Genomic DNA, 24307 nt, shown 5'->3' on the forward strand with positions numbered 1-24307 from the left:
CGCCTGCCCACCGGCCGGACGGCGTTGCAGCATCGAGGCATGACGACAACCTTGGTGAACGGGGCGAACAAGGGCCTCGGACTGGAGACCACCCGCCGCCTGATCGCCGCCGGCCACACCGTGTACGCCGGGATGCGCGTCTGACCAGAGCCGGCGCCGCCCGGGAGTACGGCGCGATCCCGGTCCAGCTCGACGTCACCGATCAGGACAGCGTCGACAAGGCGATCGCGTCGCTGCCGGAACTCGATGTGCTGATCAACAACGCGGCCGTCGTCGGTCCGTCGTGGGGCCTCGACGACTTGGACGTCGAGGCGATGCGGGTGGCGTTCGAGACCAACGTCTTCGGTGTCGTACGGGTGACCCAGGCCGCTCTGCCGCTGCTGAAGCGATCCGCCAGCCCGGTCATCGTCAACGTCGCCTCGGGGCTGGGCTTCCCGCGCGCCCTGCTCGACCCGGAACCTGCCCGGCATGCGGATCAACGCCTCCGACCCCGGATCCACCGCCACGGACCTCAACAGCCACAACGGACACCACACCGTCACCGAGGGTACGGACGCCACCGTCGCCCTGGCCCTGATCGGGCCGGACGGTCCCACCGGCGAATACCACGGCCGCCAGGGCCGCTACCTCTACTGACAGCGCTCGTCACCTCGAAGGAGAACTCCAATGACCGAAGGTGAACTGCGCGACTTCTACCACCGTGGCACGATTCCGCCGACGTCCGTCGCCAGCTGACCACCTGAGACCTGGCGGTCAGGCGCGCAGGTAGGCGAGGACGGCCAGGACGCGGCGGTGGTCCTGCTCGTCCTGGGGCAGGTCGAGTTTCTGCAGGATGGCCCGGATGTGCTTGGCCACGGCCGCTTCGGTGACCACCAGCCGCGCAGCGATCGCCGCGTTGGAGCGGCCCTCGGCGATGAGCGCGAGCACCTCCCGCTCGCGGGGTGTGAGCGCGCCCAGCGGGTCCCGGCGGCGGCGCAGCAGCTGCCGCACGACCTCCGGGTCGACGACCGTGCCGCCGTCCGCGACCCGGTGCAGCGCCTCGACGAACTCCTCGACCCGGCCGATCCGGTCCTTGAGGAGGTAGCCCACGCCGGTGCCGTCGCCGGAGTCGAGCAGGTGGGTGGCGTACGTGGTCTCCACGTACTGGCTCAGCACCAGGATCGGCAGGGCCGGGTGGCGGCGGCGCAGCTCGACCGCGGCGCGCAGTCCCTCGTCGGTGAAGCCGGGCGGCATCCGCACGTCGGTCACCACGATGTCGGGACGGCCGGTCTCCACTGCTTCCCGTAGCGCGGCGGCGTCGTCTATCGCGGCCACGACCTCGTGACCGAAGCGGGCCAGCAGCCCGGCGAGTCCCTCGCGGAGCAGGACACTGTCCTCCGCGAGGACTACGCGCAGGGTGGCAGTGGCCGGCACGGGAGCTCCACGGTCAGGACGGTCGGGCCGCCGGGCGGGCTGGACAGGGTCAGTCTCCCATCGACCACGGACACCCGGTCACCCAGCCGGAGCAGCCCGGTGCCACCGTCCGGGTCGGCGCCGCCGCGGCCGTCGTCGCGTACCCGGACGGTCAGCGTGCCGTCCGCGTAGCCGCCGGTGATCTCCGCCTGCGCGGCCCCGCTGTGCCGGGTCAGGTTGGCCATCGCCTCGCAGACGACGAACCAGGCGGTCGACTCGATCGGGGCCGGGAAGCGTTCCGGCAGGTCCAGGCCGACGACGACCGGGAGCACCGAGCGGTCGGCGAGCTCGGCCACCGCGGCGGGCAGGCCGAAGTCGGTCAGCAGCGGCGGGTGGATGCCGCGGATCAGCTCGCGCAGCTCGGTCAGGGCCAGCTCGGCCTCGTCCTGGGCCCGGGTCAGCTGGGTGGTGAGCGGACCGGCGGGTGCGTCGAGGCGGGCCAGTCCGAGCATCATGGTCAGCGCGACCAGCCGCTGCTGGGCGCCGTCGTGCAGGTCCCGTTCGATGCGCGCGCGTTCGGCCTCGAAGGCGTCGACCAGCCGGACGCGTGAGCGGGTCAGCTCGGTGATCAGCGCGTCCGGGCCGGTGAGCAGGGTCCGGGCCAGCGCGGCGCGGGCCCCGGCGTAAACCGTCATCCCGTACGCGGCCGGCGCGAACACCGGCACGGCGACGGCGGCGACGGCCACCGCGAGCGGCCACGAGCTCACCGGCCAGGCCTTGAGCACGTTGACCTGGTCGCCGTCCACGCCCAGCAGGATCGGGGTGGCGAGCAGCGCCAGCGGCACCGCGACGGTGAGCACCACCGCGAGCACGTCGACCGGCCAGAGCAGCGCGAGCAGCAGCGCGTGGCCGAGTTCGCGCCAGGTCACCGGCTCGGTGTAGCGGGTGTGCAGCCAGGACCGCGGGCCCGGCCGGGGCGGGGTCCGGTGGGCGTCCGGCAACGGCCGGTCGTCGAGGAGCCGCCGCACCCGGCGTTCGGCCCGCGCGACGGGCAGGCCGGACAGGGTGAAGGCGGCGGGGCCCAGCATGACCAGCGCACCGGCGGTCAGCAACAGCAGCCCGGCCAGCAGTACCAGAGCGCCGGTCAGGGCGCCGCCGAGCAGATAGGCCGCGGCGCGCCACGGCCACGCGGACAGCAGGAAACGGCGGCTGCCCAATGCCTGCCACACGTTCACGCGGCACACCGTAGACCGTAGTGCCAGCGCTACCGGGAAGACTCCTCTCCGGGAGACTGTGCGGCGGCGCCGGCGTCGGCAGGGTGAAGCGATGATCGTGACACTGGCGAGCCTGCGTACGCGCTGGGCGACGCTGACCGGCAGCTTCGTCGCCCTGACGCTCGGCGTGGCTCTGCTGGCCACCATGGGCCTCGCCCTGGCGTCCACCTTGGAGGCTCCCGCGCAGCGGCCGGAACGGCTGGCCGGCGCCCCGGTCGTGGTACGCGGACCGGACGAGTTGCGGGTCGGTGACAAGCACCGGCCGCTCGCGAACTACCGGGGCGTCACGGCCGGGGTCGCGGCGCGGCTGGCGGCGGCCGTACCGGCTGTCGCCGACCGGTCGTTCGCGGTGCGCGACGGTTTCACCGGTCATCCGTGGGCGGTGGCCCGGTTCGGCGGCTACCGGCTCACGGCGGGCCGCGCACCCGCCGCGCCGGGCGAGGTCGTGGTGAGCGGCGATCCGGCCTCGCTCGGCTCGGAGATGCAGGACCGCCGGGTGGTGGGGACGGTCGAGCCCGCGGGGTACGAGCGGGCGGTGTTCTTCACCGACGCGGAGGCCGCGCGCTTGTCCCCGCGGATCGACAACCTCGTCGTGGACGCCGACCCCGGCTCGGTCCGGACGCTGATCGGGGCCGCACCGGGGATCCAGGTGCTGACCGGCGACGAGCGGCGCCGGGCCGATCCCGGCCCCGATCGCGACGCCGAGGCCCTGATGACGGTGAACGCCCTGCTCGGCACGGCCGGCGGGATCACCACGTTCGTGTCGGTGTTCGTGGTGGCGTCCACGTTCGCCTTCGCGGTCGCCCAGCGCCGCCGGGAGCTCGGCCTGCTGCGGAGCGCCGGGGCGACGCCGGGTCAGGTGCGCCGGATGGTGCTCGCGGAGGCGGCGGTGGTCGGTGTGCTGGCGTCGGCCGCGGGCTGTGGGATGGGCGCCCAGGGTGCGCCCCTGCTGGCCCGGTTGCTGGTCGACGAGCGGCTCGCGCCACCGTGGTTCGTCATCGGCGCGCACCGCTGGCCGTTCCACGTCGCCTTCTGGACCGGGCTGCTGGTGGCGCTGGCCGGGGCGGTGACCGCCGCCGTACGGGCCGGGCGGGTCGGGCCGCTGGAGACGCTGCGGGAGGCCGCGGTGGACACCGGCAGCATGCCGCCGGGACGCCGGATCGTGGGTGGGCTCGTGCTGGCGACCGGGCTGGGGCTGCTGGTCTGGCGCGTGGTGGTGGAGCCCGGCGAGGCCCTTCACCGCAAGACCTACACCACCCAGCCGATGCTGCTGATCACCGCCGTGGCCCTGCTGGCGCCGCTCGTGGTCCGGCCGCTGGTCCGCGCCGTTCGGCTGCCCGCCGTGACCGGCCTGCTGGCCCGCGAGAACGCCGCCGCGGGGATCCGGCGCACCGCGGCGATCGCGGCGCCGGTGCTGATCACGGTGGCGTTGACCGGCTCGCTGCTGGGCGCCACGGCCACCATCACCACCGCGAAGGCCACCGAGCTGCGCGAGCGGACCCGGGCCGACGTGATCGTCGAGCATCCGGACGCCGCCACGGTGGCGAGGGCCCGGGCCGTACCGGGTGCCACCGTCATGACCAGCGCGCAGACGGCGGTCTACGTCCTGGAGGAGGGCGTGGCGCTGGTCGGCTTCCCGGCGTCGGCCGTGGACGCGGGCGCGCTGGCCGCGGTCCGGCGTCTGCCGGTGGTCGCGGGCAGCCTGGCCGAGCTGGACGACTCCAGCATCGTGGTGACCGACGAGTGGGCGCAGCACACGGTGGGCAGCCGGATCGACGTGTGGCTGGGCGACGGGACGCCGCGGACATTGCGCATCGCGGCGGTCCTCGCGGCCGGTACGGGCAGCGACGGCGCGTACCTGACCCGGGCCAACGCCCCGGGCGTGGCACCGGATCGCCTGGAGATGACGGTTGCCGAGCGGTCGCTCGTGGCCGGGCTCGGCCTGACCCGGGAGCAGTGGCTCGCGGAGCAGGCGCCGCGCACCGGACGGCAGACCCGGGTGGGCTTTCTCGTGGTGCTCGGCATCGCGTTGCTCTACACGGCCATCGCTCTGGCCAACACGCTCGTCATGGCGACCACGGGCCGGGTGCCGGAGTTCGCCGCACTGCGCCTGGCCGGGGCGACCCGCGGTCAGCTGCTGCGGCTGGTCACGGTCGAAGCCCTGCTGGTGGTCGGGGTCGGTGCGGTGCTCGGCGCGGCCGTCACGCTGCTGAACCTGGCGGGCATCTGGGCCGCGCTGGGCCGGCTCTCGGTGTGGTCGCCGGTGGTCGTGCCGTGCCAGCAGCTGGCCGGCGCCGCGGGGGCCTGCGCTGTCATCGCGATGACGGCGGCCCTCGCCACGGCGGTCCGGCGCGCGGGGTGACGGCTCAGTGTCTGCGGACCACCACGGAGGCGGCCAGCCCGGCAAGGGCCTCGCGGGCCTCGCCGGTCAGCGGCGCGTCGGCGAGCGCGGCCGTCGCCTGGGCGGCGCGCTGCGCGATCAGGTCCTCGGTGCGTTCCCGGGCGCCGGTCGCGGTGATGATCGACCGCAGCTCGGCGGCGCCGGCCTCGTCCAGCTCCGGGTCGCCGAAGAGCCGGCGGATCCGGGCCGCCTGGGCCCGGTCGGCGCGGTCCCGGGCCATCGCCACCATGACGGTGGGCTTGCCCTCGCGCAGGTCGTCGATGACCGGTTTGCCGGTGACGGCCGGGTCGCCGAAGACACCCAGCACGTCGTCGCGCAGCTGGAAGGCGTCGCCCAGCGGGTCCCCGAACGCCTGCAGCGCGTCCTGCAGCGCCGGGTCGCCACCGGCCAGCGCCGCGCCGATCTGCAGCGGGCGGGTCACCGTGTAGCGGGCCGCCTTCATCCGGATGACGGTCAGGGCGCCCGCCACCGAGCCGTCGCCCACGCCGGAGACCAGGTCCAGGTACTGCCCGGCGATGACCTCGGTGCGCATCACCGTGAAGAGCCGGTAGCCGCGGTGGATCCAGTCGATCGGCAACCCGGACTCGTGCAGCAACTGGTCGGCCCAGGCCGCGCAGAGGTCGCCGCAGAGCAGGGCCGCGCTGTGGCCGTAGCGGGTGGCCTCGCCACGCCAGGAGTGCCGGGTGTGCACCTCGGCGAAGTGCCGGTGCACGGTCGGCTGCCCGCGGCGCAGGGTGCTGCCGTCCATGATGTCGTCGTGGATCAGCGCGAACGCGTGGAACAGCTCCAGGGCGGCCGCCGCGATGACGATCTGCGGGGTGTCCGGCTGCCCGGCGCCGCGCCAGCCCCAGTAGCAGAACATCGGCCGCAGCCGTTTGCCACCGGAGAGGACGAACCGGCGGACCGCGTCGAGCACACCCGCCGGGGTGCCGTCCGGCCAGTGCGGCCGCTGCCGGTCCAGGTACGCGACCAGCGCGGCCTCGCACCGGCGGGCCAGCTCGGCGTCGGTGCCCGGATCGGTGCCGACGCTCATGACGGCAGGCCGGCCAGGGTGAGCAGCAGCTCCTTCACCTCGGTGGCCTGGATCGACTCCCGGGCGGCGGAGGCGTCGGAGCAGATCAGCACCGGCGCGTCCCGCGGGTCGGTGGGCAACCGGCCGTGCGAGCCGCGGACCGCGCGGGCGCCGGCGTCGAGGCCCACGACGCTCATCATGTACCGCATGCCGGCCTTCTTGCGCAGCAGAGCCACCGCGGCCCGGCCCTTGGCGGCACCGGGCCCGGCCGGGTCGAAGAACAGCTCGGCCGGGTCGTAACCGGGCTTGCGGTGGATCTCGACCAGCCGGGCGAAGTCCGGGGCGGCCGCGTCCTCCAGCCAGTAGTAGTACGTGAACCAGGCGTCCGGCTCGGCGACCAGCACCAGCTCGCCGGAGCGGGCGTGGTCGAGCCCGTGTTCGGCCTGGCCGCCGGCGTCGAGGACCTCGGCGACCCCGGGCAGCGCGGCGCAGAGTTTGGCCACGGCCGGGATGTCGGCGGGGTCGCGGACGTAGACGTGGGCGATCTGGTGGTCGGCGACGGCGAACGCCCGCGATCGCCACGGGTCGAGGTATTCCATGCCGGCCTGGGTGTACACCTCCAGCAGGCCCTCGGCGCGCAGCAGCCGGTTGATGTCGACGGGGCGGGAGACGTCGGTGATGCCGTACTCGGAGAGGACCACGACGGTGGCGTCCCGGGCCGCGGCGGCGTCCAGCAGCGGGCCCAGGGTGACGTCGAGCTCGGCGGCGGCCGCGGCGGCCCGCGGCGAGGACGGGCCGTGGCGTTGCAGGTCGTAGTCCAGGTGCGGCACGTAGACCAGGGTCAGGTCGGGCTGGTGGCGGTCCATGATCTGCTCGGCGGCCCGGCAGATCCAGGCCGACGAGGGCAGCCCGGCGTTGGCCCCCCAGTAGCTGAACAGCGGGAACGTGCCGAGCTCGGCGGTGAGCTCGTCGTGCAGCTCCGGCGGGTACGTGTAGCAGTCCGGGTCCTTGCGCCCGTCGGCGTGGTAGATCGGCCGGGGCGTGACGGTCCAGTCCACGTCGGCGCCCATCGCGTACCACCAGCAGACGTTGGCCACGGTGAAGCCGGGCCGGCGCGCCCGGGCCGCGTCCCACAGCTTCTCCCCCTGCACCAGCGCGTTGTGCTGCCGCCAGAGCAGCACCTCGCCGAGGTCGCGGAAGTACCAGCCGTTGCCGACGATGCCGTGCTCGGCGGGCAGCGTGCCGGTGAGGAAGGTGGACTGCACCGAGCAGGTCACCGCCGGCAGCACGGTGCCGAGCGGGGCCTGGAATCCGGTGCGGGCCAGCCGGGCCAGGCGCGGCATGTGCTCGAGCAGCCGCGGCGTCAGGCCGACGACGTCCAGGACGACCACGGGCTTCACGACGTCACTCCTTGATCGGTGGTGAGACCCAGCGCGGTGAGCTGGGCCCGGGCGAAGAACAGCTCGGACGCGATCCCGGCGGCGAGCTCGGCCGGGCCGTGCGGGCGCGAGGCCGGCGGCAGCACGTGCCAGGTGTACGTCTCCACGTCGAAGTGGTCGCACAGCGCCTCGGGCCCGCCCACCAGCAGCCGCAGCGAGTCGACGAGCACGCCGACCGTGCTCTGCAACGGCGGTACGGGCGGCGCGTGCAACGGCACGTGGTAGTGCACCCGCCAGGGCTGGTCACCGCCGCCGGGCAGCGCGAGCGCCTCGTCGAGGTCGTCTGTGGACAGTCCCTCCGGACCCCTGGTCTGGTGCAGGAACCGCGGTTCGACGTACTCGCCCAGCACGGCGGCGTCGGCACGCGGGTCGGCACTGGCCAGCGCGGCCGAGACCTGCACCTTGACGATCGGCAGGCCGGCGTCGGCGAGGTGGCGCAGCGCGTCGGCGGGCTCCTCCCAGGAGCAGGCCAGGTGCGCGAGGTCGAGGCAGACACCGAGCCGGGTGGTGTCGACACCGGCGAGCAGCTCCGCCGCCTGCACGGTGTTCTCGATGACGCAGCCCGGCTCGGGTTCGAAGGCGACCCGGATCTGCCGGTCCAGCAGGGCCAGCGAGCGGGCGAGTTCGTCCAGGTTGTGCCGGCAGTCGGCGGCCCGGCCCACGGTCCAGGGGTCGCGCCAGGCCAGCGGCAGAGTGGAGATCGAACCGCGGGCGGCGCCGGCGGGCAGCAGGTCGGCGAGGACCCGGGCCAGATCCAGGGTGTACGCGAGCCGCTGCGCGGTGCTCCAGTCGGGCTGGTAGACGGCGTGCTTCACGACCGGCGCCTGGAACGCCTGGTACGGGAACCCGTTGAGGGTGACCACCTCCAGCCCGCGCACGTCGAGCTCCCGGCGCAGCCGTTGCCGGTCGGCGACGTCGGAGGCGAGCCCGGCCGCGACCGGCGCGGCCAGCCACAGGCCGAGTCCGAGCACGTCGGTGCCGAGCCGTTCCCGGATCGGCACCGCGTACGTGTCGAGCTGCTCCAGGATGCCGGCGAGGTCCTCGGCGGCGTGCACGTTGGTGCAGTAGGACAGGTGCACGGTCTGCCCGTCGCGGTGGCGCAGCCGCATCAGCTGCCTCCGCGGGCTATCGAGCTGCCGGCGAAGGACGGCCCCGGCGTGGTCGCGGACAGGTCGAGTCGCCCGGACTGGCCGTAGAACTCGATCGGGTTGCGCCACAGCACCCGGTCCACGTCGTCGGCGGTGAAACCCGCGGCCAGCAGCGCCTTGCCGGTCTCCACGGTCAGCAGCGGGTCGGAGTGGCCCCAGTCCGCCGCCGAGTTCACCAGGATCCGCTCGGTGCCGTACGCCTTGATGATCTCCACCATTCGCGGCGGCGACATCTTGGTCTCCGGGTAGATGGAGAAGCCCATCCAGCAGCCGGAGTCGCGGACCAGGCCGACGGTGACCTCGTTGAGGTGGTCGACAGCGACCCGGCCGGGCTCGATGCCGGACTCCGCGACCACGTCCAGGGTGCGCTTGGTGCCGGCGGCCTTGTCGCGGTGCGGGGTGTGCACGAGGGCGGGCAGCTCGTACTCGATCGCCAGGGCCAGCTGGGCGGCGAAGGCCTCGTCCTCGGCCGGGGTCATCGAGTCGTAGCCGATCTCGCCGACCGCGACCACGCCGTCCTTGTCGAGGTAGCGCGGCAGCAGGTCGAGCACGCCCCGGCAGCGCGGATCGTTGGCCTCTTTGGGATTGAGGGCCAGCGTGGCGTGGTGCCGGATGCCGAACTGCGCCGCCCGGTACGGCTCCCAGCCGATCAGCGAGTCGAAGTAGTCGGCGAACGAGCCCGGGTTGGTGCGCGGCTGCCCGAGCCAGAACGCCGGCTCGACCACGGCCTGTACGCCGTTGGCGGCCATCGCCCGGTAGTCGTCGGTGGTGCGCGAGGTCATGTGGATGTGCGGGTCGAAGATGCGCATCACGCCTGCTTCCTCGAGGTGTTGGCGACGGTGAGCCGGTTGAGCAGGGCGAGCGCGTCGTCCGGCATGCGGCGGCCGGCGGCGGCGCGTTCGGTGGCCAGTGCCCCGAGCATGGCCGCCAGTTCCTGGTCGGCCCGGTCGTCGAGCCGGTCCACCGCGCTGAGCGGGACGCCCATGAAGACGCACTTGACCACGCCCTGGCGCCAGGTCGCGGCGTCCAGGTGTGCGGCGTAGGGGCCGAGCGCGGCGGCGACGAGCCTGGTGTCGTTGGTGCGCAACGCGTCGTGCAGCAACGGCACGCCGGCGTCGCCGACCTCCAGCAGCGGCAGGGCGGCCAGGACGGCGAGCCGTTCGGCGGCGTCCCCCTGCTGGTACAGGGTCACGATCCGCTGCGGGTCGGCCAGTTCGGCCAGCAGGAGCGCGCGCCCGGCCCGCCCGGCCGTCCAGGCGCTGCCGTCGGCCAGCGGCTCCCGGCCGAGCTTGCGCTCGGCACGGGCGAAGAGCGGCCCGGCGGCGTCCGGGTCGGCGCGCACCCGGGCCAGCGCGTCATCCAGCCAGTCTTCTCCCGGTACGGCGGTGAGCGCCGCGCGCAGGTCGTCAAGGGTCATGGCTGAGTCTCCTTTGCGATGCCCTGGCCCTCGCGGTCCCGGCCGTCGGCAGGTCCCGCACGGCGATGCTCGGTGCAGGCGGTCATCGCGCCTCCTCGTCGGCCGCCCGCAGGAAGGCCAGGGACTCGCGCGCGACGGCCGGAGCGGCGTGCGAGTGCCGGGGCAGTTCGACGGCGACCAGGCCTCGGTAACCGCTCTCCCGAAGGGCCCGCAGCACCGGCGGGAAGTCGATCTCGCCGGTGCCGAACTCGAGGTGCTCGTGCACGCCCCGGACCATGTCGTCGATCTGCACGTTGACCAGGTGCCCGGCGACCGCGGTCACACAGTCGGGCACCGGATCGGGCTCGAGGCACCGGCAGTGTCCGATGTCGAGGGTGAGGCCGAACATGGCCGGGGCGCCGAGCTCGGTGTGCAGCCGTCGCCAGTCCGCGATGTCGGCCACCAGCATGCCCGGCTCGGGCTCGAAGCCGAGCGGGACGGCGGCGGCGGTCGCTGCCTCGGTGACCTCGGCGCAGCCGTCGACCAGCCGGTGCCAGGCGGTGCGCTCGTCGACGTCGTCCGGGCGTACCCCGGCCCAGAACGAGACGGCCTCGGCACCCAGGTCCGCGCCGACCGCGACCGCGCGCCGCAGGAAGTCGAGCCGCAGCTTGCGATCGTCGTGCAGCAGCGTGGGCGCGTGTTTGCGCCAGGGGTCGAGCAGATAGCGGGCGCCGGTCTCGATGACGACCGCGAGGCCCAGGTCGCGGAGCTGGTCGGCGGTCCGGGTCACCCGGGCGGCCAGGCCGGGCGCGAACGGGTCGAGGTGGTCGTGGTCCAGCGTCAGCGCCACCCCGGTGTAGCCGAGCCCGGCGATCACCGTCAGCGCGTCGGCGAGGCGGTGGTTGGCGAACCCGTTGGTGCCGTAGCCGAACCGCAGCCCGGTCATGTGGGTGAGACCTTGCGGGCGAGCAGCCGGGCGAGCGGCGCCGCGGCGGCGAGCGCGAGGCCGGTCCAGCCGCGGCCGGCCCGGGCGGTGAGGGCGCCCTGCAACGACGGCAGCGCGGTGATGCCCGCGCCGACCGCGGCGCGCACGGTGGCGGCGCCGGGTTCGGTGAACAGGCGGGCCTGGGCACGGCCGTAGCTGGTCACGTATTCGCCGGCGAGCAGGCCGGTCGCCGCGGTGCCGCGGGACGCGACCGCCGCCGCGAGGGCGACGGTGGCGCTCAGTGTCGTGGCGGGCAGGGCGGTGCTGTCGCTGCCGGAGACCTCGCGGCGGGACAGCTCGGTCACCGTGTACGTGTGGGCCGCGACGGCCAGGGCGGCCGGCAGTGCCCGTACCGGATCGCCGGGGGTCGCACCGAGCAGGACGTCGAGGGCGCGGCAGGCGGCCATGCCCGCCGGTCCGGCCGCGGTGTTCTTGGCCCGCAGGTCGTAGGCCCAGACCGCGGCGGCCAGCGGCACGGCCACCGCCAGGGCCCGCGCTCCCCCGGCCTTGGCGGCGACGGCCAGGCCGGCCGCGGTGAGCCCGGCGGCGATGCCCAGCGCCGCCGGGGCCGAGATCCGGCCGGACGGGATCGGGCGCTCGGGTCGTTCGACCGCGTCGAGGTCGCGATCGGCCCAGTCGTTGGCGGCCATGCCGGCCCAGTAGAGACAGACCGACGCGCCGGCCAGTCCCGCGGTGCGGGCGCTGAGCGTGCCGGCCGCGGCTGCCCCGGCCACCACGTCACCCGGCACCGACAGCGCCGCCGGAGCACGGACCAGCTCCGCGAGCGTACGCAGCGGCGCCTTCATCGCGTCAGCCCCGCCGTGAACGTCGCGAGGGTGGCCCACTGCTCGGCCAGCGCGGACGGCCCGGCGCCCAGCGGGTCCTTGAAGAAGAAGCCCAGCTCGCTCAGCGGTCCGGCGCGTCCGGCCCGGTGCGCGGCGGCGGTCAGCCGGGCCAGGTCGAGCACCAGCGGGGCGGCCAGCGCGGAGTCGCAGCCGTGCCAGGTGAACTCCATCCGCATGCCGGTGCCCAGGAAGCCCTCGAAGGTGACCAGGTCCCAGGCCGTCTTGAAGTCGCCGATCTCGGCCACGTAGTCGATGCGGCTGGTGCCCTCCGGCTGGTAGCCCAGGGCGTCGCCCAGCACCCGCTGCTTGCTGGCCACCTTGGCGGCGTTGGCGGCGGGGTCGGCCAGGTTCGCGCCGTCGCCGCCGCCCAGCAGGTTGATCCCCGACCAGCTGCGCACCCGCAGGTTGCGCAGCGCGAACATGGGCGCCAGCACCGACTTGACCAGCGTCTCGCCGGTCTTGCCGTCGTTGCCCGCGTACGGCACGCCCGCGCTCTCGGCCAGCTCGGCCAGAGCCGGCAGGCGCGCGCCGGTGGAGGGGGTGAAGTCGATGAACGCGCACCCCGCGGCGAAGGCGGCGTACGCGGCCAGCGCGCTGGGCGGCAGCACCGGATCGGGCCCGTCCAGCGCCTCGGTCAGGGCGGCCAGCCGGGCGTGTGCGGGGTGCGGCTCCGGCAGCGGCTCGGTGGTCGACACGTTGATGACCACGATCTGCTCCAGCTCGTGCCGCGCCCTGAACTCGCGCAGGTCGGCGGCGATCCGCTCGGCGGTGCCGGCCTGGGTCGGCGCCGCGGGCAGCGGCCGCAGGTCATTCTCGATCGCGGTGAGCTCGTCGGCCAGGGCGGCCACCAGCCGGCCGGGCACGACACCCGCGGCGGCCAGCGCGTCGGCCTTCTTCAGCACCGGCGTGGTGACGATGTCGTGGCCGCCGAAGACCAGCTCGCCCCAGCCGGGCAGGGCCGTGCTGCGCAGCTGCGGCAACTCGGTGACGCAGCCGGTGGGCTCGACCAGGCGGGCCCGCAGAGCGGTGGCGCCGACGATGGCGGTCACGGCGACCGAGCCGCGTGCGCCGATCAACCAGATTCCCGTGCGCATACGGCATCCCTTCCGATCGCAGGCAGAGACGTACTTCCGCTAACACCATGTGTCTTCCGTGTTACGTGAGGCGACGCTAGCCCAGGGCGCGGGACAAAGGAAAGGCTCGATATGAAGAAAGTTCTCCATGTGCGATCAAAACTTTTCCGTGCCCCGTACGAAAGTCGATCGGCGGTTGTGGACGCTCGCGTATGGACGGGCGACTTCGGACCATGGCCCGTCCCGGCGGGCGGCGGTTGACTCAGGGCATGACAACTCTGGTGCTCGGCGGCACGGGCAAGACCGGCCGGCGGATCGCGTCCCTGCTCACCCGGCAGGGGCGGCCCGTACGGATCGGCTCGCGCTCGGCGCAAACCCCGTTCGACTGGGACCGGCCGCCGACCTGGGACGCCGCCCTGGACGGCGTCCACGCGGCCTACCTCAGCTTCTATCCCGACCTCGCGCTGCCCGGTGCGGCGGAGACGGTCGCCGCCCTGGTGGACCGGGCGGCGGCCCGCGGCGTACGCCGGCTGGTCCTGCTCTCCGGCCGCGGTGAACCACAGGCGCTCATCAGTGAGGACACCGTGCGCCGCTCCGGTCTGGAGTGGACAGTGGTGCGGTCCAGCTGGTTCAACCAGAACTTCAGCGAAGGCTTCCTGCTCGACGCCGTGCTCTCCGGCGAGCTGGCGCTGCCCGTGGGCGACGCCGCCGAGCCGTTCACCGACGCGGACGACATCGCCGAGGTGGCGGTGGCCGCGCTCACCGACGCGCGGCACGCCGGGCAGACCTACGAGCTGACCGGCCCCCGCCTGCTCACCTTCGCCGACGCGGCCGCCGAGATCGCCAAGGCCACCGGCCGGCCGCTGAGCTTCACGGCGTTGCGGCCCGAGAAGTTCGCCGCGGTGCTGCGCGAGCACGGCCTGCCCGAGGACCTCGGCGACCTGTTCCACATGATCACCGACGGTCGCAACGCCAGCGTGGCCGACGGGGTGCAACGCGCGCTGGGCCGCCCGCCCCGGGACTTCGCCGACTACGCGCGGGCCACGGCGGCCACCGGTGTCTGGGACGTGGCGCTACGGTGACCGGGTGGACACCTTGACCGGGCTGCTGGACGGGCCGCGGGCGCGGGGGGCGTTCCTGCTGCGGTCGCTGCTCGAACCGCCGTACGCGCTGCGGATCGAGGACGAGGCGCCGCTGACCGTGATGACGCTGGTGCGGGGGGCCGCCTGGGTGCTGCCCGACGACGGGGAGCCGGTGCTGCTGCACCCGTACGACGTGGCGCTGGTCCGCGGGCCGGGCCACTACACGGTCGCCGACGATCCGGGCACGCCGTGGCAGACGTTGATCGGTCCCGGACAGACGTGCACCACGCTGGCCGGCCCCGACCGGACCGCCACGGTGGACGCCGGCAGGCGCACCTGGGGCGACGGGCCGGACGGCAGCACCCTGCTGCTGACCGGGACCTACCAGTTGCGCAGCGAGGTGAGCCGGCGGCTGCTCGACGCGCTGCCGCCGCTGCTGGTGCGCCCGGGTGCGGCCGGACCGGTGGAGCTGCTCGCCGCCGAGATCAGCCGCCCGGAGCCCGGCCAGGAGCTGGTCCTGGACCGGATCCTGGACCTGCTGCTGGTGGCGGTCGTGCGGAGCTGGCTGGCCGCGCCGGAGTCCGGGGCGCCCGCCTGGTACCGGGCGCGGAACGACACGGTGGTCGGGCCGGTCCTGCGGTTGCTGCACGAGGAACCGGCCGAGGCGTGGACGGTGGCGACCCTGGCGCAGCGGTGCGGGGTGTCGCGCTCGGCGCTGGCCCGGCGCTTCACCGAGCTGGTCGGCGAACCACCGATGAGCTACCTGACCACCTGGCGGCTGACGCTGGCGGCGGATCTGCTGCGCGAGCCGGAGTCGACGATCGGGGCGGTGGCCCGCCGGGTCGGCTACGGCAGCGCGTTCGCCCTGAGCGCGGCGTTCAAACGCGAGCGCGGCATGAGCCCGCAGGAGTACCGGCGGCTGGCCTGAGGGTCAGCCCTTGCCCTTGCCCTTGGACTTGCCCGCCTTCTCCCCGCCATTGGACTTGCCCTTGGACTTGCCTTTGTTGTCGTCCTTGGGCTCCGGCCCGGGCGCCTCCTTGGGCTTGGCCTTGGTGGCCACCACGGGCTTCGTCACCGTCGTCCGGCGGCCCACCGGGCGGTCGGCCGGTGTCCCGGACGGCACCGGTGCCGGCGCGGCACTCGACGGAGCCGGGGCGGACGCGGACGGCACCGTCGAGGCCTCGGCCTCGGCCGACCGGGGCGTGCCCGAGGGCCACCAGGTGAACGACGTCATCATCGCCACCGCCGCGACCCCCGCGGCGATCAGCAGCCCCGGGCGGCGGGGACGGCGGGGACGGCGGGGAGCCGGCACCGTCAGGGCGACGGTCGGCGCGCCGGCCTGGGCTGCGACGGTCGGCAGGGCCAGCGGCTCCGGAACGGGCTGACCCGCGGCCGCACCGAGGATCCGGGCCGCCTCCGCCGCGCTCGGCCGGTCCTCCGGGCGCTTGGCCAGGCAGCGCCGCACCAGCTCGGCCACCCGCGACGGCAGCCCGGCGATCCGGGGCAGCGGCGCCGGGTCGACGTAGAGGTGGTTACCGACCATCTGGGTGACCGTCGACGCGGTCCACGGCAGCCGGCCGGCCAGCGCGCGGTAGAGCAGCAGGCCGAGCGCGTACACGTCGGTGGCCACCCGGACCGGGCCGCCGTCGAGGCGTTCCGGGGCCAGGTAGGCCGGGGTGCCCAGCACCTCGCCGTCGGTCTCGTCGACCGCGCCGGCGGCAGCCGAGATGCCGAAGTCGACCAGCTTCACGCCGTCCGGGGTGACCATCACGTTGCCGGGCTTCACGTCGCGGTGCACCACCCCGCGGGCATGCGCGGCGGCCAGCGCCGCGGCGACCTGCGCACCGATCCGGGTGGCGGCGGCCCACGGCAGGGCCCGGTCCTTGAGCAGATCGTCCAGCGTCGGACCCTCGACCAGCTCCATCACCACGTACGGGCGGGCCTGGCCGGCGCCGTCGGTGGCCTCGCCGTAGTCGTAGACCTCGACGATGTTCGGGTGCCGCAGGCCGGCGGCGGCGCGCGCCTCGAGCCGGATGCGGGCCGGGCGTTGCGAGTCGGCGGGCGCCCCGGGGGCGATCACCTTGACCGCCACGTCCCGGGCGAGCACCTGGTCGTGCGCCCGCCACACCTCGGACATGCCGCCCACGCCGAGCCGTTCCCGCAGTCGATACCGTTCGTCCACGCGAAGGCTGTGCCCACCGCTCCGGCGGGGAAACCCGGAGGCCCGGTTCGCGCCCCGAGCGAGACCTGTGAGCATTACATTGCGTTTTGTGAGCATCGAGGTCGCGGAACTGGAGCTGCGACCGGTCACCGACTTCCGGGCCACGGCCGCCGCGGCGGCGCCGCTGGAGCGCGACGGTGACGATCGCACCGCGATGCGCGCCCGGCTGATCCGGGCCGACGCGGCGCTGCGCGAGGGGCGTACGGCCGAGGGCGGCACCCTCGCCCAGCAGGTCAACGCCTGGGCGCTGGAGCGCGGTGACGCGTACGTGCTGGCCTGCAGCCACCGCACGCTGACCCACTTCCACTACTACATCGGCGACCTGGCCGGCGCCCTCGGACACGCCGTGCAGGCGGTCGCCCACCTCGGCGCCGACGACCCGGTGGCCGTACGCGTCCGGCACCTGATGACGCTGGCCGTGGTGCTCGGCGAGAGCGGCTCCCCCGCCGAGGCCGCGCAGCGCTACCGCGAGGCCCTCGAGCTGGCCGCCACCACCGGCGACCACCAGCAGATGCTGATGATCCTCGGCAACCTGGCCAACCTGGCCACCCAGCAGGACGATCCCGGCACCGCGGCCCGGGCGGTCGAGCGGATGACCGAGGTCCAGGCCGCCGCCGGGATCCCGCTGGACGGGCCGCAGCTCATCACGATCGCCCGGGTCCGGCTGGCCGGCGGTGACCATCGGGCGGTCGAGGAGATCCTGCGCCCGCTGACCCAGGATCCCGAGTACCTGCACAGCACCAGCGCGGCGCTGCCCGAGGCGATGCTGACCCTCGGCGAGGCGCACCGGCTGGCCGGCGAGTTCAGCGCCGCCCAGGCCGATCTGGACGCCGCCCGCCGGCTCGCGCGGGAGCGCGGGCTGCGGGCCACCCAGGCGGCGATGCTGGAGCAGCAGGCCGCCCTGTACGCGGCGATGGACCTGCACCGCGAGGCGTACGACGCGCACGTGGCGTACCACCGGTTCTTCGCCGAACTCCAGTCCGCGCAGCGCGACGCCCAGGCCCGTACGCTGCAGGCGGTGTTCGAGGCGACCGAGGCCCGCCGGGTCGGCGAGCACTTCCGCGAGCTGGCCCACCGCGACGCGCTGACCGGCCTGCACAACCGCCGCTACGCCGACGAGCGGTTGCCGGCGCTGCTCGGCGAGGCGGTGGCGGCCGGCAGCCCGCTGGCAGTGGCGATCGCCGACCTGGACCACTTCAAGCGGATCAACGACACACTGTCGCACGACGCGGGTGACCTCGTGCTGCGCCAGGTGGGCCGGCTGCTCGGCGAGGCGCTGGCCGAGCCCGCGTTCGCCGCCCGGCTCGGCGGCGAGGAGTTCCTGCTGGTGCTGCCCGGCACCGATACGGCTGCGGCCGTCCGGGTCTGCGAGCAACTGGCCGCACGGCTACGCGGGCACGACTGGGCGCCGATCACCGGCCGCCTGCCGGTCACCGCCAGCATCGGCGTGACGGCCACCGCCGACCCGCGGGTCACGCCGGCGATGTTGCTGTCCCGCGCCGACCGGCACCTCTACGCGGCCAAACACGCCGGCCGCGACCGGGTGGTCGCCGACACCGAGTGACCCTCAGACCGGCCTGGGCTCGGCCACCGCCCTCGGCGTCCGGACGGTGACGCCCAGCGACCCGGTCTCCAGCCGGCCGTCCGGATGCAGGGTGAGCTGCACAGACCCGGTTCTGGCCCGGCCCAGCACGACCACAGCCCATGGCTGCCCCTCCCGCGCCACCAGCTCCCGCACCCGGTCGGCGTCGCGCCCCGCCGGTACGGCCCCGAGCAGCAGCACGGAGAGCCACCCGTCGTCCGGCGCGTCCGGGGTCGTCTCGCCGGTGGCCTGAGTGACGGCGTCGTCGAGGGCGGGCACGGACAGCACCGGGCCCGCGTCGTGTACCTCGGGGAGCAGGCCGCCGGCCACCACCCGTACGCCGGACGACCAGGGACTGCCGGTCAGCTCGGCGGCCCAGGCCCCGAGCAGCGTCCGGGTGGCCGGCGCGTCTCCCCGCAGGCTCACCGGCCCCCCGACCCGGCCCAGGTCCAGCAGCTCACGCGTACCGTCCTGGACGCCGAGCGTCACCAGCCGCGGGCACAGTGCGGCGAGCTGCTGGTCGGCCGGCAGGGCCTGCAACGCGCGCAGCGCGGCGACCCAGAGCGTGCCGTCCTCGCGCGCCTCCCAAGGCTCGCACGGAGCCGGGTCGGCCTCGGCGAGCCGCAGGCTTATCCAGCTCTCGCCGACGCTGACGCGCAGGACGGGCGGCGCCGGCCGGCCCGCCGCGGCGGCGGAGGTGGCCAGCACCCGCAGGGCCCGGTCGATGGTCCAGGAGGCGGCGGCGTCTTCGCCGGTGCGCTGGCGTGGCACCACGACTCCGGCGGCGGGAGGCGTGGTCCGTCGGCGGCGGGCCCGGACGACCGCGAGGACGGCGCCGGCCACGACCAGGAGCAGCCCGGCGACGAGCAGGATCGGCGACACCCCGGACTTCTGCGGGGCGGTGGTCGCCCGCGGTGCGGGCGCGGAGGCGGCAGGGGCGCTGGGTGCCGCGGCCGGCAGCGGGCCGGTCTCCAGCCCGGGGCCCTCGGCGTCGGCGGGCATGCGCAGCACCCAGCCGGACTCGATCTCGTCCGGGACGGTCAGGCGGCTGCCGTCGGCCTGCAGGCGACCGCGGTTGAGCTCGAAGATCTCGTCCAGCCGGTCGCCGTCACCGAGGAACCGCTCGGCGATCTCGTAGAGGTACTCGTGCTCACCGTCGTAGCTGGGCCGCACGCGGTACCACTTCACCGACTCCGCGGCGCCGGAGGGCGGCAGTGAGGCGGACGGCGTGGGCGCCTGCGCGGCGGGCCGATCGACCGCCCGCACGCCCTGCCGACCGGGCAAGTGCGCGGGCATCCCGCCGAGCACCTGCACGGCCCTCTCGCCGAGCACCCGCGCGGGCGTCCCGCCGAGCACCCGCGCGGGCGTCCCGCCGAGCACCCGCGCGGGCGTCCCGCCGACCGCCCGCGCGGGCGTCCCGCCGAGCGCCAGCGTGGGCGTCCCGCCCGGCGCCGGTGAGGCCGCGGCGGCCGGACCGGCAGCCGCGAGGAGCGGGCCGGTGAGGGCGAGAGTCAGCGCCAGGAGCACGGCCCGCGAAAGCATGCCGGTCACCCTACATTTCATCGATGTCGGCAAGACTCTGACCGTCCCGGCGACCAGGCACCGGGCCGGGTCGCCCGCAAAGGCTGGCCGTTCGGCCGACGACTGACAAATAGGTAAATGACAGGATATTCCCGAACGACTCATCCCGAGTCGTGGGCGAGGTGACGATCCGCCGGGCGAGTTGGTCGCCCATGTCCGGCGGGGAGCCAGCGGCGAAACCGACGTCCTTGGTGCTTCCAAGGAGATCGCTCATGAGCAACGCAGCCCGTACCACGCGCCGACGGCCACCCTGCCCGGCGCTCGTACCACCACTCCCGCAGAGCCGGTCGCGCCGGTAGCAGCTCTCCGTACCTCCGGAGTTCCTGACCTACCTGTCGCCCGCGGCAACGCCGCCGCCGGCCCCCTCCCTGCTCCCCGCCGCATCCCACGGTGGATCCCGCGCGCCCGAGTTCCCCCTCGTGGCGCCGCCCGGGCAGGTGAGACCCCTCCGCATCCCCATGCGCTGCAAGGCTTTAGGGAGTAACACCCATGTCTGGATACATCGACGTGATCTGGTCCTGGATCGTCGAGTCAGTGGGCTCGACGTCGTGGCGCGACGTCATGCCGCTCGGCCTGGCCGGCATCTTCGTCTGGATCCTCTGGCTCTACCGGGCCGTGCTGTCCCGCTTCGCCCGGCCCGTGGTCAACGACTTCCGCACCACCGTCTCCGTGGTCGTCCCCGCCTACCGCGAGGACCCCGACATCCTGCTCGAATGCCTGGACAGCTGGCTGTCGCAGGACCCGTACGAGGTCATCATCGTCCCCGACGTCGAGGACACCGAGGTGCTCGCCCGCCTCGCCGCCGTCACCGACCCGCGGCTGCGGGTCATCCCGTTCGTGCACCGCGGCAAGCGCTCGGCGCTCGGCGTCGGCATCCGGGCCGCCACCGGCGAACTGATCGTGCTCGCCGACTCCGACACCCGCTGGGAGCCCGGTCTGCTGGCGGCCGTGCAGATGCCCTTCGTGGACCCGGCTGTCGGCGGGGTGGGCACCCAGCAGAACGTCTACCAGCGCACCACCAGCATCTGGCGGCGGATCGCGGACTGGCTGGTCAACCTGCGCTACTACGACTACGTGCCGGCGATGGGCCGGGCCGGGGCGGTGGCGTGCCTGTCCGGGCGTACCGCGGCGTACCGCCGGTCGGCGATCGCGCCGGTGCTGACCCACCTGGAGGACGAGTTCTTCCTCGGCCGGCGCTGCGTCGCCGGCGACGACGGGCGGCTCACCTGGCTGGTCCTGGCCTCGGGCTACAAGACCGTGCACCAGTCGTCGGCCCGGGCCATCTCGATGTTCCCGTCCTCGTTCTCGGCCTTCGTCAAGCAGCGGGTCCGGTGGAGCCGCAACTCGTACCGCACGTATCTGACGGCACTGTGGAAGGGCTGGCTCTGGAAGCAGCCGATGGTCACCAAGATCACCGTGCTGCAGATCCTGCTCACCCCGGTGACCATGGGCATGGCGCTGGCGTACCTGATCTTCAGCCGCCTGGAGCTGACGCTGCACTCCCTCGGGCTCGCGCTGATCTGGCTGCTGCTGGGCCGCGGTGTGCGGGGCTACTCGCACCTGCGCCGGCACCCGCAGGAGATCCTGCTGCTGCCGGTGACCGCGCTGGTGGTCATCTTCATCGCGCTGCCGATCAAGCTCTACGCCTTCGTGACCATGAACAAGCAGGGCTGGCTGACCCGTACGGCGGACAGTGTCGGCGGCGAGGGCCAGGGCTCGGCGACTCTGACCGCCACCCGTACCACCGCACCGGCCGCAGACACCACCGAGGAGCCCGTCGCGCTGCTGGCCGGACAGGGGGTCTCCGCATGAAGCCGACCCATACCGGGCTCACCGGCCTGGCCGCCGTCCTGCTCGGCACCACCGCCTCGCTCGCCCTGGCGGCTCCGGCCGCCGCGGACCCGCAGGGCGTCGTGGACGCCGGCACCACCGCCGAGGCCGCCGAGCAGCAGGCCGCCCTCGTCGCCGGCGAGGACCGGCGGCTGACCCAGGTACGCGCCGTCACCGCCGTGGCGCCCACCCGGGGCATCGGCTGGGCCAAGCCGTACCGGCTGGACACCGGTGACGGGTACACCCTGGTGCTGACCCAGCAGCGGGAGCCGTACACGGTCACCGATCTGCTCAAGCTGGCGCCGCAGACCTTCGTGCGGCAGGCCGACGGCAGCTACCTGCTCACCGAGAACATCTACCTGAACTCGGGAGCGAAGCTGCGGCTGAGCAATCCCGGCGGCCTGACCCTGCGGATGGCCAGCACCACCAACGGTTTCGTGTCCATCGTGTCCTTCGGCGGCGGCCTCACCGTCGAGGGCACCCCGCAGGCGCCCACGAAGATCACCAGCTGGGACGTGCGGACCGGGCTGCCGGACACCCGGGTGGACGACGGCCGGGCCTACATCCGGGCCATCGGCGGGCAGTTCGCCATGTCGTACGCCCAGGTCTCGGATCTGGGGTTCTGGAGCGGCCGCACCGCGGGCGTCAGCCTGACCGGCACCGACCGGCCGAACACCGGCGATGTGGACGGTCCGACCCACCTGACCAAGACCCAGCGCCACGAGGCCAAGGCCGAGCGGCTCGCCACGGACGCCGCCGCGGACGCCGCGCCCGGCGCCGGTGACGTCTTCGCCCAGCCCAGCGGCAACCTGGCCGCGCCCGACACCCGCTTCGACGTGCCCGGCCTGTCGTACGTCTCCGGCAAGATCGACCACGCCAGCATCAGCGGCAACGCGTTCGGGCTCTTCGTCTCCAGCGCCAACGGCATCACCATCAGCGACACCACGATCGCCCGCAGCCTGCAGGACGGCCTGGTGCTGCACCGGTTCGCCTCCAGCGCGGACATCCAGCGGGTGGTCTCGATCGACAACGGCGGCGACGGCATCGTGCTGTCCCGGGCGGCCCAGCAGGTCCGGGTCAGCGCGAGCACGGCCCAGGGCAACGGTGGCAACGGCTTCACCATCAACGGCCTGCCGCTGGCCACCGGCGCGTCGGCCTCCGGCGAGTTCGTGGGCAGCTACGGCAACAACTCGGTGACCAACAGCGTGGCCCGCTACAACGCGCACTACGGCATCGAGGTCATCGGCGGGCTGAACATCGCCGTGCAGAACAACACGGTGGTCGGCAGCGACATGGGCATCGTGGCCCGCGAGGGCGCCGACAGCGTGGCCATCAACGGCAACCAGGTCAGCGATCAGCGGCGCCAGGGCATCGCGGTCCGCGACGGCGTGACGAACGCGCTGATCACCGGCAACGTGGTCAGCGACGCCGACAACGGCATCTACGTCCGCAGCTCGGTCGCCGAGGTCCGCGGCAACACCGTCGAGGGCGCCACCAACCACGGCATCGCTCTGGTCGACGCCACCGGCGGCTCGAAGGTCAGCTACAACGTGATCGCCGGGGTGGGCCCGAGCGCGCTGGACAGCTCCCGGGCCCGCGGTGATGTCGACGTCGACCAGAACACGGTCTCGGCCTGGCACGACACCAGCTCGTTCTGGATCCGGTTCCGGCACTACGCCAGCCCGATGACGATGCTGTGGGTGGCCATCGTCCTGCTGATCATCGGCTCGGCCGTGCTGGGGGTGCGCCGGCGCCGGCCGGGGTTCGGCAACCCGTACGCGAACACCGTGCCGCTCAGGGCACCGGCCCCGGCCGACGAACTCGTCGGGAGCGCGGCGTGACCCAGCCGGACAACGGATTCGACTGGTCCCGGCTGCGGGGGCGCCTGGCGGCCCTGCCGGGCGGACCGGGCCTCTGGCTCGGCGGCGCCGCCCTGCTCATCGCGGTGATCGCCCTGGTGGTCTCGCTGACCGCACCGTCGGCCACGGCACCGGTCGCCGGCGCCACCGGACCGGTCGGGCCGACGATCCCGGCCGGCGAGCCGATCACCACCGCCCCGGTGGGCACTCTCCCGGCCGAGCCGGGCACCGCGCCCACCCCCGGCCCGGTGGCCACCGAACCGGTGGCGACGACCACGTCGCTCACGTGCCCGGCGGCCACGGTGACGGTCGCCGACGCGGCCGGCCTGTCGGTCGCGCTGGAGCAGGCCGGACCCGGCACCAGCATCGCCCTGGCCGACGGCGTCTACCCGGGGACCTTCACCGCGGCGGCCAAGGGAACCGAGGACCGGCCGATCTTCCTCTGCGGCGGCGCCGGCGCGGTCATCGACGGCGGCGGCATCAAGAAGGGCTACGGCCTGCACCTCAACGGTGCGGACCACTGGCGGATCGCCGGGTTCACCGTCCGCAACGCCCAGAAGGGCGTCATGGGCGACAGCGTCAACCACAGCGTGATCAGCGGGCTGACTGTCACCGCGATCGGCGACGAGGCCGTCCACCTGCGCAAGTTCAGTTCCGACAACGTGGTCGAGAACAACGTCATCAGCGACACCGGCAACCGGCGCGAGAAGTTCGGCGAGGGCGTCTACATCGGTACGGCCAACTCGAACTGGCCCGCCATCACCGGCGGCGCGCCCGACACCAGCGACCGCAACGTGGTCCGCGGCAACACCATCTCCGGCACCACCGCGGAGGCCGTGGACATCAAGGAGGGCACCACCGGCGGCACCGTCACCGGCAACACCTTCGACGGGACCACCATCACCGGCGCCGACTCGTGGGTCGACGTCAAGGGCAACAACTGGACCATCAGCGGCAACACCGGGCAGCGCAGCCCGGCCGACGGCTTCCAGACCCACCAGGTCTACGACGGCTGGGGCCGCGGCAACACCTTCACCGGCAACATCGCCCGGGTCGACGGACCCGGTTACGGCTTTCACCTCGCCCCCGTCGAGGACAACCGCGTCGCCTGCGACAACAAGGCGACCGGCGCGGCCGAGGGCCTCGCCAACGTCGCATGCAGCTGACATCCCCGCGCTAGGAGACTT

Annotated in this window: 20 protein-coding genes and 1 pseudogene; 9 read left to right on the plus strand and 12 right to left on the minus strand. The window is 74.1% G+C overall.

Features of this window, described 5'->3' with window-relative positions; translation table 11 throughout:
- Positions 1 to 176: 176 nt before the first annotated feature.
- A pseudogene (locus ACZ6S4_RS05165) lies at positions 177 to 374 on the plus strand (SDR family NAD(P)-dependent oxidoreductase); the annotation flags it as partial.
- A gap of 94 nt (positions 375 to 468) precedes the next feature.
- The gene (locus tag ACZ6S4_RS05170) at positions 469 to 636 is read left to right on the plus strand and encodes a hypothetical protein (RefSeq protein WP_465474152.1); all 168 of its coding nucleotides are present in this window, start codon (positions 469 to 471) and stop codon (positions 634 to 636) included.
- 117 nt (positions 637 to 753) lie between these two features.
- Here the strand turns inward: ACZ6S4_RS05170 and ACZ6S4_RS05175 are convergent, their stop codons facing one another.
- Entirely contained in the window at positions 754 to 1413 is a 660-nt protein-coding gene (locus ACZ6S4_RS05175; RefSeq protein WP_465473664.1) for a response regulator, read from the minus strand.
- Entirely contained in the window at positions 1386 to 2627 is a 1242-nt protein-coding gene (locus ACZ6S4_RS05180; protein ID WP_465473665.1) for a sensor histidine kinase, read from the minus strand. Before ACZ6S4_RS05180 ends, ACZ6S4_RS05175 begins: the two co-directional genes overlap by 28 nt.
- A gap of 91 nt (positions 2628 to 2718) precedes the next feature.
- Here ACZ6S4_RS05180 and ACZ6S4_RS05185 point away from each other — a divergent pair, with 91 nt between their 5' ends.
- A complete protein-coding gene (locus ACZ6S4_RS05185) occupies positions 2719 to 5028 on the plus strand; it encodes an ABC transporter permease (protein WP_465473666.1) in 2310 nt (769 codons plus the stop codon).
- 4 nt (positions 5029 to 5032) lie between these two features.
- On the opposite strand, the gene ACZ6S4_RS05190 is transcribed toward ACZ6S4_RS05185, so the two are convergent.
- The 8 genes from ACZ6S4_RS05190 to ACZ6S4_RS05225 form a co-directional block, all read right to left on the minus strand.
- Positions 5033 to 6100: a polyprenyl synthetase family protein gene (locus tag ACZ6S4_RS05190; RefSeq protein WP_465473667.1), complete on the minus strand. Its 1068-nt coding sequence runs from the start codon at positions 6098 to 6100 to the stop codon at positions 5033 to 5035.
- Entirely contained in the window at positions 6097 to 7479 is a 1383-nt protein-coding gene (locus ACZ6S4_RS05195) for an alkaline phosphatase family protein (protein ID WP_465473668.1), read from the minus strand. Before ACZ6S4_RS05195 ends, ACZ6S4_RS05190 begins: the two co-directional genes overlap by 4 nt.
- Entirely contained in the window at positions 7476 to 8627 is a 1152-nt protein-coding gene (eboE, locus tag ACZ6S4_RS05200) for a metabolite traffic protein EboE (protein WP_465473669.1), read from the minus strand. Before eboE ends, ACZ6S4_RS05195 begins: the two co-directional genes overlap by 4 nt.
- A complete protein-coding gene (locus ACZ6S4_RS05205; RefSeq protein WP_465473670.1) occupies positions 8627 to 9475 on the minus strand; it encodes a TatD family hydrolase in 849 nt (282 codons plus the stop codon). Before ACZ6S4_RS05205 ends, eboE begins: the two co-directional genes overlap by 1 nt.
- A complete protein-coding gene (locus ACZ6S4_RS05210) occupies positions 9475 to 10083 on the minus strand; it encodes an EboA domain-containing protein (RefSeq protein WP_465473671.1) in 609 nt (202 codons plus the stop codon). Before ACZ6S4_RS05210 ends, ACZ6S4_RS05205 begins: the two co-directional genes overlap by 1 nt.
- A gap of 82 nt (positions 10084 to 10165) precedes the next feature.
- Positions 10166 to 11008, minus strand: a complete 843-nt coding sequence (locus tag ACZ6S4_RS05215) for a sugar phosphate isomerase/epimerase family protein (protein WP_465473672.1) — start codon at positions 11006 to 11008, stop codon at positions 10166 to 10168.
- Positions 11005 to 11853 carry an SCO3242 family prenyltransferase gene (locus tag ACZ6S4_RS05220; protein ID WP_465473673.1) on the minus strand — a complete coding sequence of 283 codons (849 nt, stop codon included), beginning with the start codon at positions 11851 to 11853 and terminating at the stop codon, positions 11005 to 11007. Before ACZ6S4_RS05220 ends, ACZ6S4_RS05215 begins: the two co-directional genes overlap by 4 nt.
- Positions 11850 to 12986, minus strand: coding sequence for an inositol-3-phosphate synthase (locus ACZ6S4_RS05225; protein WP_465473674.1), 1137 nt, complete (start codon positions 12984 to 12986; stop codon positions 11850 to 11852). Before ACZ6S4_RS05225 ends, ACZ6S4_RS05220 begins: the two co-directional genes overlap by 4 nt.
- 248 nt (positions 12987 to 13234) lie before the next feature.
- Here ACZ6S4_RS05225 and ACZ6S4_RS05230 point away from each other — a divergent pair, with 248 nt between their 5' ends.
- On the plus strand, positions 13235 to 14047 hold the full coding sequence (locus ACZ6S4_RS05230) for an NmrA family NAD(P)-binding protein (protein WP_465473675.1): 813 nt from the start codon (positions 13235 to 13237) through the stop codon (positions 14045 to 14047).
- Between the two features lie 4 nt (positions 14048 to 14051).
- Positions 14052 to 14975: an AraC family transcriptional regulator gene (locus ACZ6S4_RS05235; protein WP_465473676.1), complete on the plus strand. Its 924-nt coding sequence runs from the start codon at positions 14052 to 14054 to the stop codon at positions 14973 to 14975.
- Between the two features lie 3 nt (positions 14976 to 14978).
- Here ACZ6S4_RS05235 and ACZ6S4_RS05240 read toward each other — a convergent pair whose 3' ends face one another.
- A complete protein-coding gene (locus ACZ6S4_RS05240) occupies positions 14979 to 16229 on the minus strand; it encodes a serine/threonine-protein kinase (protein ID WP_465473677.1) in 1251 nt (416 codons plus the stop codon).
- 88 nt (positions 16230 to 16317) lie between these two features.
- On the opposite strand from ACZ6S4_RS05240, the gene ACZ6S4_RS05245 reads away from it, so the two are divergent.
- A complete protein-coding gene (locus ACZ6S4_RS05245) occupies positions 16318 to 17832 on the plus strand; it encodes a GGDEF domain-containing protein (RefSeq protein ID WP_465473678.1) in 1515 nt (504 codons plus the stop codon).
- 3 nt (positions 17833 to 17835) lie between these two features.
- Here ACZ6S4_RS05245 and ACZ6S4_RS05250 read toward each other — a convergent pair whose 3' ends face one another.
- Positions 17836 to 19392 carry a LysM peptidoglycan-binding domain-containing protein gene (locus tag ACZ6S4_RS05250; RefSeq protein WP_465473679.1) on the minus strand — a complete coding sequence of 519 codons (1557 nt, stop codon included), beginning with the start codon at positions 19390 to 19392 and terminating at the stop codon, positions 17836 to 17838.
- A 528-nt stretch (positions 19393 to 19920) separates the two neighbouring features.
- On the opposite strand from ACZ6S4_RS05250, the gene ACZ6S4_RS05255 reads away from it, so the two are divergent.
- From ACZ6S4_RS05255 to ACZ6S4_RS05265, 3 genes are read left to right on the plus strand one after another with little or no spacing between them, the layout of a single operon-like run.
- Positions 19921 to 21243 (plus strand): glycosyltransferase family 2 protein, encoded by a 1323-nt coding sequence (locus ACZ6S4_RS05255; protein WP_465473680.1) that lies wholly within the window; start codon positions 19921 to 19923, stop codon positions 21241 to 21243.
- A complete protein-coding gene (locus ACZ6S4_RS05260) occupies positions 21240 to 23102 on the plus strand; it encodes a right-handed parallel beta-helix repeat-containing protein (protein ID WP_465473681.1) in 1863 nt (620 codons plus the stop codon). The genes ACZ6S4_RS05255 and ACZ6S4_RS05260 overlap by 4 nt, the downstream gene beginning before the upstream one ends.
- On the plus strand, positions 23099 to 24286 hold the full coding sequence (locus ACZ6S4_RS05265) for a right-handed parallel beta-helix repeat-containing protein (protein ID WP_465473682.1): 1188 nt from the start codon (positions 23099 to 23101) through the stop codon (positions 24284 to 24286). The genes ACZ6S4_RS05260 and ACZ6S4_RS05265 overlap by 4 nt, the downstream gene beginning before the upstream one ends.
- Positions 24287 to 24307: the final 21 nt, after the last annotated feature.

Source organism: Actinoplanes sp. NPDC051405, assembly GCF_055586185.1.

What these genes read in the sequence shown, in the direction of transcription:
- ACZ6S4_RS05230 (WP_465473675.1), top strand. Translation starts at nt 13,235, where the DNA reads ATGACAACTCTGGTGCTCGGCGGCACGGGCAAGACCGGCCGGCGGATC.
- ACZ6S4_RS05210 (WP_465473671.1), bottom strand. Translation starts at nt 10,083, where the DNA reads ATGACCCTTGACGACCTGCGCGCGGCGCTCACCGCCGTACCGGGAGAA.
- ACZ6S4_RS05185 (WP_465473666.1), top strand. Translation starts at nt 2,719, where the DNA reads ATGATCGTGACACTGGCGAGCCTGCGTACGCGCTGGGCGACGCTGACC.
- ACZ6S4_RS05170 (WP_465474152.1), top strand. Translation starts at nt 469, where the DNA reads ATGCGGATCAACGCCTCCGACCCCGGATCCACCGCCACGGACCTCAAC.
- ACZ6S4_RS05255 (WP_465473680.1), top strand. Translation starts at nt 19,921, where the DNA reads ATGTCTGGATACATCGACGTGATCTGGTCCTGGATCGTCGAGTCAGTG.
- ACZ6S4_RS05220 (WP_465473673.1), bottom strand. Translation starts at nt 11,853, where the DNA reads ATGAAGGCGCCGCTGCGTACGCTCGCGGAGCTGGTCCGTGCTCCGGCG.
- ACZ6S4_RS05250 (WP_465473679.1), bottom strand. Translation starts at nt 19,392, where the DNA reads ATGCTTTCGCGGGCCGTGCTCCTGGCGCTGACTCTCGCCCTCACCGGC.
- ACZ6S4_RS05260 (WP_465473681.1), top strand. Translation starts at nt 21,240, where the DNA reads ATGAAGCCGACCCATACCGGGCTCACCGGCCTGGCCGCCGTCCTGCTC.
- ACZ6S4_RS05225 (WP_465473674.1), bottom strand. Translation starts at nt 12,986, where the DNA reads ATGCGCACGGGAATCTGGTTGATCGGCGCACGCGGCTCGGTCGCCGTG.
- eboE (WP_465473669.1), bottom strand. Translation starts at nt 8,627, where the DNA reads ATGCGGCTGCGCCACCGCGACGGGCAGACCGTGCACCTGTCCTACTGC.
- ACZ6S4_RS05190 (WP_465473667.1), bottom strand. Translation starts at nt 6,100, where the DNA reads ATGAGCGTCGGCACCGATCCGGGCACCGACGCCGAGCTGGCCCGCCGG.
- ACZ6S4_RS05215 (WP_465473672.1), bottom strand. Translation starts at nt 11,008, where the DNA reads ATGACCGGGCTGCGGTTCGGCTACGGCACCAACGGGTTCGCCAACCAC.
- ACZ6S4_RS05205 (WP_465473670.1), bottom strand. Translation starts at nt 9,475, where the DNA reads ATGCGCATCTTCGACCCGCACATCCACATGACCTCGCGCACCACCGAC.